The sequence below is a fragment of the Azonexus sp. genome (assembly GCF_036170495.1).
Classification (GTDB): Bacteria; Pseudomonadota; Gammaproteobacteria; order Burkholderiales; family Rhodocyclaceae; genus Azonexus.
Genome location: NZ_JAVHPH010000084.1, coordinates 1 through 1,181 on the forward strand (window position 1 = coordinate 1; position 1,181 = coordinate 1,181).

Genomic DNA, 1,181 nt, shown 5'->3' on the forward strand with positions numbered 1-1,181 from the left:
CAGCCCCGACTGGCAAGACCAGGCGCCCACCTGACGCAAGCTGCTGAAGCAGCGCAGGTGGCACACTGGCCCCGGCAGCGGCGACTATAATACTGTCAAACGGGCCGGCCTCGGGCAACCCGAACTGGCCATCGGCATGCTTCAACCGGACGTTGAACTGCTGCAGGGTGCGCATGTTGGCCTTGGCTTTTTCCAGCAAGGGCGCTAACCGCTCGACAGCATAAACTTCGTCGGTCAACTGGGCCAGCACGGCAGCCTGGTAACCACAGCCAGCCCCGATCTCGAGCGTTTTGCCCAAAGTCTTTCGCCCGTTGAGCAGCAGTTCGATCATGCGCGCCACGACGTAAGGCTGCGAAATGGTCTGGCCCATGCCAAGCGGCAGCGCGGTATCTTCGTAGGCCCGCGAGGCCAGAGCCTCCTCGACGAAGACGTGGCGAGGAACAGCGGCCATCGCCTTGAGAACGGCTTCGTTGCGGATGCCCTTTTCACGCAGACGCTCGATCATCCGCTTCCGGGTGCGCTGCGATGTCATGCCGATACCTTGCAACACGCCGTGCCTCACTGCATCCACTGATGAATAACAGGCAGTTGGGCGGCGTGCGTCAGATCGATCTGCAACGGGGTAATCGAAACGACACCGCGCTCAATTGCATTGAAATCGGTACCCGGCCCGGCATCGGCAGCCGCTCCGGCCGCGCCAACCCAATACACCGTTTCATTACGCGGCGAGGTCATTTTTACCACTGGCTCCGCTTTATGCCGACGGCCAAGGCGGGTGACTTCCATGCCATTCAATCCAGAGTAAGGAGCATCTGGGACATTTACATTCAATAAAACAGGTTCACGAATTGGATGGCGAATAAAGCGCTCAACCAATTCGCGCGCGACACGGCCGGCCGTCGCATAATTATTCCCCTCGAAGTTGGTCAGGGAAATGGCGATGGAGGGAATGCCGAGCAAATAGCCTTCCGTCGCCGCCGCAACGGTACCCGAATAAATCGTGTCGTCACCCATATTGGCGCCATTATTTATTCCCGAAACGATAATATCCGGCAATTCATCGAGCATGCCCGTAACGGCCAAATGGACGCAATCGGTTGGCGTGCCATTTACAAAATAAAACCCGTTGGAAGCTTTTTTCAGCAGCAAGGGCCGATCGAGCGTTAGCGAATTGCTGGCAC

Annotated in this window: 2 protein-coding genes; both read right to left on the bottom strand. The window is 57.8% G+C overall.

The window, feature by feature from the left end; genetic code table 11:
- A partial coding sequence (locus tag ADADOO_RS02790) for a protein-L-isoaspartate(D-aspartate) O-methyltransferase (protein WP_511274826.1) occupies positions 1-532 on the bottom strand: 532 nt, incomplete at its 3' end.
- 26 nt (positions 533-558) lie between these two features.
- On the bottom strand, positions 559-1,181 hold a 623-nt coding region (surE, locus tag ADADOO_RS02795), incomplete at its 5' end, for a 5'/3'-nucleotidase SurE (RefSeq protein WP_511274827.1).